Below are 8682 nucleotides of genomic sequence, written 5' to 3' on the forward strand. Positions count from 1 at the left end.
ACCGCTGGTAACGCTTGGCGTCCCCGGCAGCGGATGCGTACTTTACGGACTCGCTGCCTAGTTGGCAAGGGCTATGGTGAAAATAAGCGCAAAAAGTTCACACAAGCGTCACACGGGCGTAACGCTTCTTGCCCGCCTGGATTACATAGCTGCTTCCCGTGGCCAGCATTGTATCTTTAGCAACGACGTTGCCATCGACTTTAACGCGCCCATTACCCAGCATATCTTTGGCTTGGGCACTGTTGTTCGCAAGCTCAGCTCGATTAAGCACTGCTGCAATGGGCGCTTGCTCGCTGCCTTCGAAATCGACCGTCACTTCCGGCAGGTCTTCCGGTAGTTCGCCATCGGCCAGTTGATTACCCGCCGACTTATGCGCATTAGCCGCCGCTTCATCGCCGTGGTAGCGCGCTATCAGCTCTCGCGCCAGCTCCATTTTGATATCCCGCGGGTTAGCGCCCTGCTCAACGCTCTGTTTAAGCGCATCAATCTCTTCGTTCGATTTCAAAGAGAGCAACTCAAAGTAGCGCCACATTAAGCTATCCGGCATTGAGACCAGTTTGTTGAACATCGAACCTGGCGCTTCATCGACACCAATGTAGTTGCCCAGCGACTTCGACATCTTTTGCACGCCGTCTAAACCTTCAAGCAGCGGCATGGTGATGACCACCTGAGGCTCCTGGCCGAAATGCTTTTGAATCTCACGCCCCATCAGCAGGTTAAACTTCTGATCGGTACCGCCAAGTTCAATATCGGCCTCAAGCGCCACCGAGTCATAGCCCTGTACCAACGGGTAAAGAAACTCGTGAATTGCAATCGGCTGATTGGCCTTGTAGCGCTTCTCAAAGTCATCACGCTCCAGCATGCGCGCAACGGTACTTTGAGCGGCAAGCTCAATCATTTTGGCGGCGGTTAGCTCGCCAAACCACTCGGCGTTAAAGCGCACTTCCGTTTTTTCGGGATCAAGGATTTTAAACACCTGCGCCTTATACGTTTCAGCGTTAGCTTTAACGTCCTCTTCGGTAAGCGGCTTACGGGTAACGTTTTTCCCGGTGGGATCACCGATACGTCCCGTGAAGTCACCAATCAGAAAGATGACCGTATGCCCTAAGTCCTGGAACTGGCGCATTTTGGTCAGCAAAACACTGTGCCCCAAGTGCAGATCAGGGGCCGTGGGATCAAAACCAGCTTTAATACGCAGCTTGCGCCCAGAGGCCAGCTTTTTTTTCAACTCGTCCTCTACCAGGATTTCTTGCGTACCACGCGACAGCAGCGCTAAAGCCTGATCCACCTCACTCATTGCCTCTCTCCACTATAAAAAAACCGCCCTTGCCGGGCTCAGGTGATAAATAGCCGACGATGTTACCATGCTCGCTCGCCTTGGTTGAGCCTTGGCTGAGACTTCGCCCTGCTTTGCACGAGTTAGCTTATGAAAACGCCTACTGCTTCATCGCCGCTTTATTATATTGGCCTGATGTCCGGCACCAGCCTGGACGGCATTGACGCCGCGCTTATCATCATCGAAGGCGAATCACCGCCACGCCTAGTGGCAACGCATGCCGAACCCATGTCTGACGCGCTGCATAATCTGCTACTCACACTTTGTCATGCTAAGGAGGTCAGCTTTGCCAAGCTAGCAGCCGCTGAGCATGCTTTCTGCCAGTCACAGGCCCAAGCCGTTCAACGTTTATTGGCGCCACTCTCGATAAGCCATGCGCAGATCAGCGCTATTGGCAGCCACGGCCAAACCATTGAGCACGCCCCCCTAGGTCACAACGGCGGCCCGGCGTACACCCTCCAGCTGGATAACCCGAGCCTGCTGGCTGAATTTACCGGCTGCACGGTGGTTGCTGACTTTCGGCGCCGCGACTTAGCCGCCGGTGGCCAGGCAGCCCCGCTAGCCCCCGCCTTCCATCAGGCTCTATTTGGCAGAGCCAGCGCACATCAGCTGGTGCTTAACCTAGGCGGTTTTGCCAATCTAACGTGGCTATCCAGCCAGCCAACAGACCCGGTGATTGGCTTTGATACCGGCCCTGCCAACGCATTGCTGGACGGCTGGTTTGCGCGGCACCAAGGCGGGCGCTTTGATCAGGACGGCGCCTGGGCCGCAAGTGGAACAATAGATAACGCGCTGTTGGTTCGGCTGCTCTCGGAACCCTTTTTCCAGCAGCAGCCGCCGCGCAGCACGGGGCGCGAGCTATTTCACATGGCATGGCTAGAAAAACATCTAAGTGGCCAGGAAGCCGCCGAGGATGTACAGGCGACGCTGGCCGAGCTCACTGCGGTTAGCGTTGCCCAGGGCATTAACCACTTAAAGATCCATGACGGCCCACTCACACTTATCACCGCTGGCGGCGGCGCCCATAACGCCTACTTAATGCAGCGGCTTGCCTATCACCTGCCGAGAGCAACGTTCACATCGCCGGCAGCACACGGCTGGCCTGAGGATTGGATCGAAGCAGGCGCCTTTGCTTGGCTGGCCCACCAGCGGTTACACCATTTGCCGGGCAACTTGCCATCGGTCACCGGTGCAGCAGGCCCACGGGTACTCGGCGGCATTTACGCAGGCTGATTCCCGCCACACGTACACACCGTGACGAAAGTGCGCGCACTGTTGCGCTATGACGCCTGCAGAGCGTGCGCCCCTTTGGCCTGCAATTGCGCCTCTTCTGCGCTCACTAAGCCTTTTTTTACTAGCTGATCGAGCGCAAAGTCTAGCGTTTGCATACCCAGACTTCCGCCGGTTTGAATAGCCGAATAGATTTGCGCCGTTTTGTCTTCCCGGATTAAGTTGCGCACTGCCGACGTGGCGACGAGCACTTCGTGAGCCGCTACCCGCCCGCCGCCCTGACGCTTAAGCAACGTTTGCGATACTACCGCCTGGAGCGATTCAGAAAGCATCGAACGCACCATGGTTTTTTCGTCACCAGGAAAAACATCGATAATGCGATCAACGGCTTTAGCCGCCGAGGTGGTATGCAGCGTACCCAGCACTAGATGTCCCGTTTCTGCTGCGGTCAACGCTAGGCGAATAGTCTCTAAATCACGCAGCTCACCGACCAGAATCACATCCGGATCTTCGCGAAGCGCGCTGCGCAGCGCATCAGAAAAACTATGCGCATCGCGGTGTACTTCGCGCTGACTCACCAAACAGCGCTTACTTGAGTGCACAGTTTCAACCGGATCTTCAATGGTCAGGATGTGCCCATATCGATGGTCATTAATGTAATCAATCATCGCCGCAAGCGTCGTACTTTTACCCGACCCGGTCGGCCCGGTGACTAATACCAGCCCGCGCGGCAGCATGGCTAAGCGCTCAAACATCTCACCCAGCCCCAGAGCCTGCATAGGCAGCACCTGGCTAGGGATAATACGAAACACGGCTCCCGCGCCACGGGCGTGGGTGAACGCATTAACGCGAAAGCGTGCGATGCCCGGCATTTCAAACGAAAAATCAGTTTCCAACCTTTCAGCGTAGTCGCGCCGCTGGCGATCATTCATGATGTCGTCAATCAACTTGCGCACATCGTTATTGTCGATAGCGGGCACATTGAGCCGACGAATGTCGCCATCAACACGTATCAGAGGCATTCTGCTTTGCCGAGAATGCTAGCAGTTCGGTAATATCCATCTCTCCTCCCAGCTGCGATAAGGTGCTTGAGTATGTCAGACATCGCGCTTAACGAGTCACTCGCCCATTCATACGAACAGGCTTGTGAACGCCTGCGCCAGGCGCTAGAGGACGCAAAACGCGCCCCGGACGCTGCAGCGCTATTGGCCGTCAGCAAAACGAAACCGGCAGCGATGATTCGCCAGGCCTGGCAGCTTGGCCAGCGTGAGTTTGGTGAAAACTACCTGCAAGAAGCGCTAGAGAAACAGGCGGAGCTGGCGGATCTTGAAGGCCTTGTATGGCATTTTATTGGGCCGCTTCAATCCAACAAAACCCGCGCCGCCGCCGAACATTTTGACTGGGTGCACAGCGTCGACCGGCTAAAAATCGCCCAGCGCCTTAGCGAACAACGCCCGGCTCATCTTGCACCGCTCAATATTTGCCTGCAGGTTAATATTAGCCACGAAGATAGCAAAGCGGGTGTATTGCCGGAAGAGCTGGAAGCGCTAGCACGCGACGTTGCCACGCTGCCAAACCTGCGCCTGCGAGGTTTAATGGCGATTCCTGCCCCGGCGGAAACGCTAGCCGCCCAGCGCCAGCCAATGGCCGCGCTGCGTGAGGCGTTAACGGCTCTACAGAGCCAACTGCCTGAGGCCGCGCTTGATACGCTTTCGATGGGCATGAGCGACGATTTAGAAGCGGCAGTACTGGAGGGCGCTACGCTGGTGCGTTTAGGCACCGCCATTTTTGGCGCCCGCCAGAGGGCTTAGGCGAACCACAACTATCCGGCTGCCTGCTGCAGCCCACTCTTTCACTGAGCCAACGTTTATTAAAGGACACCTAGAATGGCGAGTAAGATTACCTTTATTGGAGCCGGCAATATGGCGAGTGCCATTATCGGCGGACTAATCGACAGCGGCGCGGCACCCTCTACCATCACCGCCACTGCACCTAATAACAAAGAGCTGGCAACGCTGGCAAAGCGTCTGGGCATACACACAAAGACAGATAACAATGCGGCAGTCGCCGATGCAGGCGTCGTGGTATTAGCAGTAAAGCCGCAAATTATGCGCAGCGTATGCGAAAATTTGCGCGACAGCGTTCAGCGTCAGCAGCCGCTCGTTATCTCGATTGCAGCCGGTCTTGATGCAGGCACTATCGACCGCTGGCTAGGCGATCATAATGCCATGGTACGCTGCATGCCCAATACGCCATCGCTGGTGGGCTACGGCGCCAGCGGCCTTTATGCCAATGCCAAGGTAAGCGACGCACAGCGCGACGTGGCTACTCAGCTTATGGAAGCGGTAGGCATTGTGGAATGGGTTGAAGAAGAAGCGCTGCTGGATGCCGTCACCGCCGTTTCGGGCAGTGCACCGGCCTACTTCTTTTTGATGTTCGAGGCCATGGAAGAGGCGGCGGTTAAGCTCGGCCTACCCGCCGCTACCGCACGCCGGCTCGCTATTCAAACAGCGTTGGGTGCCGCCACCATGGCACAGCAGAGTGACAAAGACCCGGCGACATTGAAGAACAATGTCATGTCACCCGGAGGCACCACCGAGCGTGCCATTGCGCATATGGAAACGGCACAATTGCGCACCACCATTGCCGGTGCTATGCAGGCCTGCGCCGATCGTGCTCAGGCTATGGCCAAAGAACTTAGCGGCGACTAAAGAACCGTTCAGCAACGAATCACCAAGGAGACATCATAATGGGCAACGGATTAGGCAGTGCAGGATTAATGTTGGTCAACACACTGATCAATATTTATCTGTTCTTACTCATGCTGCGCTTTCTGCTGCAGGCGTCACGGGCGGATTACTACAACCCGCTAAGTCAATCGGTGGTTAAGATCACTCAGCCGCTGGTCGGCTTATTTCAGAGCTTTTTAGGCCCCGTGGCCGGTCGCTTTGATCTTGCAACGCTCGCCGCTGGCTTCGTATTAAAAGTAGTAAGCATCATCGCTATTTTCATGGTCATCGGTATCGGCATGCCGCCTATTCCAGGGCTATTAATAGCGGGTATCGCCGCCTTGGCGAATGCGATTTTAAAAATCTACTTCTTCGCCATGATTGTGATGATTATCTTGAGCTGGGTAGCTCCCAATGCCAGCCACCCGGGTGCTCTATTGGTAATGCAGTTGGTAGAACCGATTATGGCACCGGTGCGCAAAGTCGTTCCTGCGCTTGGCATGATTGACCTCTCGCCTATCGTCGTGTTTATTGCCATTAACCTGATCGATAGCTTGATCGTTGGTTCGATGATTCGTGCTGCCGGCATTTCCGGCGCGCTAGTCGGGCTGTGATCGCCGCCCAACCCATTTTCATCATGGATTCGATTAGCAGGGTCTATTCAGCCGCACTCTTAATTAGCAGGACTCGCGCCTTCAATGCCTGATTCAGATACGCTTGCGTTTGCAGACCGGCCGACGGGCTCCGTCGGCCTTGTTACTCCGCGCGTGGCACGCTTCGACACGCCGCTCGCCCTGGCATGCGGCAAAGTACTGCCTGCTTACGAGCTGATTTACGAAACCTACGGCACGCTTAACGCTGAGCGCAGTAACGCAGTATTGATTTGCCACGCGCTCTCCGGCCACCACCACGCGGCGGGCTACCATAGCGAGGAGGATCGTAAACCCGGCTGGTGGGATGCCCATATCGGCCCCGGCAAGGCAATCGATACCAACCGTTTTTTTGTTGTATCGCTCAACAACTTAGGCGGCTGCCACGGCAGCACCGGCCCCGTGAGCCACAACCCCGAAACCGGCCGCCAGTGGGGGCCGGAATTCCCTATGGTGACCGTTAGCGATTGGGTCGCCAGCCAGGCGCAGCTTGCTGATCATCTGGGCATTGAGCGCTGGGCGGCAGCGGTGGGCGGCAGCCTTGGCGGCATGCAGGTAATGCAGTGGACCATGACCTACCCAGAGCGCGTTGCCAACGCGGTGGTGATTGCCGCAACGCCCCGACTCTCGGCGCAAAATATTGCCTTTAACGAAGTAGCTCGCCAAGCGATTCGCTCTGATCCTGAGTTCTTCGACGGCTGGTACGCGGAGCATGACACGGTGCCCAAGCGTGGGCTGAAGCTGGCACGCATGGTGGGCCATATTACCTACTTGTCAGAAGACGCCATGGGCAGCAAGTTTGGGCGTGACCTGCGTAGCGATGATCTCAACTTCGGTTTTGACGTTGAGTTCCAGGTGGAGTCCTATTTGCGCTATCAAGGCGATACGTTCTCTACCGCCTTTGACGCCAACACCTATCTGCTGATGACGAAAGCACTCGACTACTTTGACCCTGCCGCCACCCAAGGGGGCGACTTTGCCAAAGCCTTGGCGCCCGCTCAGTGCCCGTTTTTGATTGTTAGCTTTACCACCGACTGGCGCTTTCCGCCGTCGCGCTCGCGCGAGCTGGTGGATGCGCTTACCCGGGCGGGCAAATCAGTCAGCTATGCCAATATCGACTCGCCCCATGGCCACGATGCTTTCTTACTCTCAGAGCCACGCTACGACGCCATCTTAAGCGCCTTCATGAGCCGCGCTGCCGGCGAGCTTCATCTCAACGAGCTAGGCATCAATGTGCTGGGCAAAGAGGAGACGCCATAATGCGCGCCGATCTTGAACTGATTTACGACTGGGTGCCCGAAGGATCACACGTGCTGGATCTTGCCTGTGGCAACGGCGATTTGCTCGAGAGCCTAGCGCGCAATAAGGGCGTCACCGGCTATGGGTTAGAGATTGATCATGACGGCATCAACGCCTGCGTGGCGCGCGGCGTTAGCGTCATAGAGCACAACCTAGACGATGGTTTAAGCAGCTTCTGCGATAACAGCTACGATCAAGTGATCATGACTCAAGCGCTACAGGCGCTGCGTCGCCCAGACAAAATGCTGGATGAAATGCTGCGGGTCGCCGAAGAAGGAATTATTACGTTTCCCAACTTTGCCTATTGGCGCCACCGCATCCATTTAGGCCTGCGCGGCTACATGCCGGTATCGAAATCGCTGCCTCATGCCTGGTACGACACGCCCAACATCCACCTCTCGACGTTCAATGACTTTGAGCACTTATGTCGCGAGAAAGGCTTGGTCATTGTTGATCGCGCCGTGGGCGTGGGGGATCATCAGGGGCACTGGAAATCGCGGCTATGGCCCAATCTGTTCGGTGAAATTGCCATCTTCCGCGTCCGGCGCCGCTAGCCTCTCAATCCGCACGGGCAGATCACGGTTTAACCGCACCCCGGTGGGGCAGCCCTGCTCCCGTATCACGTCAATACCATAGGCCAGCACCTCCACTCCGCTGGCAGAGGCCTGCGCTAAGGCCGCTGCGTAGGTCGCATCAATATGCGCAGCGGCGGCCACGTCAGCAATACCTTCGTGAGCCACGCAAAATAGCAGTACTGCTCGCTCACCCTGCTCAGCGATCGCCCGTAAGGCATGCAGATGCTTGGTGCCGCGCACGCTCACCGAGTCAGGAAAGTAGCCGTGGCCGTCAGGTTCTTTGAGAGTGACCTGCTTCACTTCGATATACACCCGCCCCCGTTCAGGATCTTCAAGCATAAAATCAAGCCGCGCATCGGCCACGTTCACCTCACGACGCAGCGTGGCGTAGCCCGCCAAGGGCGCTAAACGCCCGTCGTTTAGCGCCACCTCCACTATGCGGTTAGCACGGCCGGTATGCACAGAAGCGAGCGCCACCTTCCCATCGGCCTCTGGCAGCTCAATAAACTCCCAGGTCCAGGCAAGCTTACGCTTAGGGTTATCGCTGGGTGAAAGCCAGACGCGGCAGCCCGGCACGCTCACCGCTTTCATCGAGCCCGTATTAGGGCAGTGCGCCACGACCTCACGGCCATCGTCTAAACGAACATCGGCAAGAAACCGCTTGTAGCGCTTGAGCAGAATGCCCGGCACAAGCGTGGGATAGGTCAGCGTCATAGTCGGCTCACAAAACGCGCGATGCGCGCTACGGCTTCTTCAAGGCGGGCAACGTCATTAGTGAAGGCAATGCGCACATGGTGCTCGCCACCCCGAACGGCAAAATCAATGCCGGGGGTGATGGCCACATTTTCTTCCTGCAGCAGGCG

Annotated in this window: 8 protein-coding genes and 2 pseudogenes; 6 read left to right on the forward strand and 4 right to left on the reverse strand. The window is 56.7% G+C overall.

All coding sequences use genetic code 11. The features are described from left to right. Positions 1-97: 97 nt before the first annotated feature. Positions 98-1297 (reverse strand): tyrosine--tRNA ligase, encoded by a 1200-nt coding sequence (tyrS, locus tag ACTH5D_RS14325; RefSeq protein WP_441672400.1) that lies wholly within the window; start codon positions 1295-1297, stop codon positions 98-100. 129 nt (positions 1298-1426) lie between these two features. Between tyrS and ACTH5D_RS14330 the strand changes: the two genes are divergently transcribed. Then, positions 1427-2569, forward strand: a complete 1143-nt coding sequence (locus ACTH5D_RS14330; RefSeq protein WP_441672402.1) for an anhydro-N-acetylmuramic acid kinase — start codon at positions 1427-1429, stop codon at positions 2567-2569. A 47-nt stretch (positions 2570-2616) separates the two neighbouring features. Here the strand turns inward: ACTH5D_RS14330 and ACTH5D_RS14335 are convergent. Further along, positions 2617-3628 (reverse strand): annotated as a pseudogene (locus tag ACTH5D_RS14335) (type IV pilus twitching motility protein PilT). Positions 3629-3660: 32 nt separating this feature from the next. On the opposite strand from ACTH5D_RS14335, the gene ACTH5D_RS14340 reads away from it, so the two are divergent. From ACTH5D_RS14340 to metW, 5 genes are all read left to right on the forward strand, one after another. Further along, on the forward strand, positions 3661-4377 hold the full coding sequence (locus ACTH5D_RS14340) for a YggS family pyridoxal phosphate-dependent enzyme (protein WP_441672404.1): 717 nt from the start codon (positions 3661-3663) through the stop codon (positions 4375-4377). A gap of 75 nt (positions 4378-4452) precedes the next feature. Then, entirely contained in the window at positions 4453-5277 is an 825-nt protein-coding gene (gene proC, locus ACTH5D_RS14345) for a pyrroline-5-carboxylate reductase (RefSeq protein ID WP_441672406.1), read from the forward strand. Between the two features lie 38 nt (positions 5278-5315). After that, entirely contained in the window at positions 5316-5909 is a 594-nt protein-coding gene (locus ACTH5D_RS14350; RefSeq protein ID WP_096276186.1) for a YggT family protein, read from the forward strand. Between the two features lie 84 nt (positions 5910-5993). Continuing rightward, a complete protein-coding gene (gene metX, locus ACTH5D_RS14355) occupies positions 5994-7205 on the forward strand; it encodes a homoserine O-succinyltransferase MetX (RefSeq protein ID WP_441672409.1) in 1212 nt (403 codons plus the stop codon). Then, positions 7205-7798, forward strand: a complete 594-nt coding sequence (gene metW / locus ACTH5D_RS14360) for a methionine biosynthesis protein MetW (RefSeq protein ID WP_441672411.1) — start codon at positions 7205-7207, stop codon at positions 7796-7798. Before metX ends, metW begins: the two co-directional genes overlap by 1 nt. Here the strand turns inward: metW and sfsA are convergent. Both sfsA and ACTH5D_RS14370 read right to left on the reverse strand, forming a co-directional pair. Further along, positions 7745-8533 (reverse strand): DNA/RNA nuclease SfsA, encoded by a 789-nt coding sequence (gene sfsA / locus ACTH5D_RS14365; RefSeq protein WP_441672413.1) that lies wholly within the window; start codon positions 8531-8533, stop codon positions 7745-7747. The genes metW and sfsA overlap by 54 nt on opposite strands. After that, a pseudogene (locus ACTH5D_RS14370) lies at positions 8530-8682 on the reverse strand (aminotransferase); the annotation flags it as partial. The pseudogene ACTH5D_RS14370 and the gene sfsA, both read right to left, overlap by 4 nt.

The sequence above is a fragment of the Halomonas sp. genome (genome assembly GCF_052095695.1).
Lineage (GTDB): Bacteria > Pseudomonadota > Gammaproteobacteria > Pseudomonadales > Halomonadaceae > Vreelandella.

Excerpts from the sequence above, each read along its gene's own strand:
- metW (WP_441672411.1), top strand. The coding sequence starts at position 7,205 with ATGCGCGCCGATCTTGAACTGATTTACGACTGGGTGCCCGAAGGATCA.
- ACTH5D_RS14350 (WP_096276186.1), top strand. The coding sequence starts at position 5,316 with ATGGGCAACGGATTAGGCAGTGCAGGATTAATGTTGGTCAACACACTG.
- tyrS (WP_441672400.1), bottom strand. The coding sequence starts at position 1,297 with ATGAGTGAGGTGGATCAGGCTTTAGCGCTGCTGTCGCGTGGTACGCAA.
- proC (WP_441672406.1), top strand. The coding sequence starts at position 4,453 with ATGGCGAGTAAGATTACCTTTATTGGAGCCGGCAATATGGCGAGTGCC.
- ACTH5D_RS14340 (WP_441672404.1), top strand. The coding sequence starts at position 3,661 with ATGTCAGACATCGCGCTTAACGAGTCACTCGCCCATTCATACGAACAG.
- sfsA (WP_441672413.1), bottom strand. The coding sequence starts at position 8,533 with ATGACGCTGACCTATCCCACGCTTGTGCCGGGCATTCTGCTCAAGCGC.
- metX (WP_441672409.1), top strand. The coding sequence starts at position 5,994 with ATGCCTGATTCAGATACGCTTGCGTTTGCAGACCGGCCGACGGGCTCC.
- ACTH5D_RS14330 (WP_441672402.1), top strand. The coding sequence starts at position 1,427 with ATGAAAACGCCTACTGCTTCATCGCCGCTTTATTATATTGGCCTGATG.